This is a genomic window from Streptomyces sp. NRRL S-495, from assembly GCF_000966955.1.
GTDB lineage: Bacteria > Actinomycetota > Actinomycetes > Streptomycetales > Streptomycetaceae > Kitasatospora > Kitasatospora purpeofusca.
The window spans coordinates 1-227 of record NZ_JZWY01000750.1 but is presented as its reverse complement, the minus strand read 5'-3'; the positions used below and the strand labels follow the sequence as shown (position 1 = coordinate 227).

General features: G+C 77.1%; 1 protein-coding gene. It reads right to left on the bottom strand.

The features are described 5' to 3' along the window. Positions 1-227 (bottom strand): hypothetical protein (locus tag VR45_RS32575; protein ID WP_045943490.1); only part of this gene is annotated, 227 nt, incomplete at both ends.

The window sequence follows — 227 nt, the reverse complement described above, 5'->3', positions numbered from 1 at the left end:
CGGCGGGGGTGCCGCGGAGGAGGAAGGGGAGGTGGGCGCCGCGGGTGAGGGCGTCGAGGGCGTGGGTGGTGCGGCGGTGGTGGTCGGGGTGCATGGCGTCGGCGAGTTGGGCGCGGTGGAGCCAGTGGACGGCGGTGACGGTGTGCGGGGGTCGGTGGAGGGCGGCGGTGGATTCCTGGGCGGGGCTGAGGCGGCCGCCCCAGTGGACGAAGTGGAGAGCCTCGGGC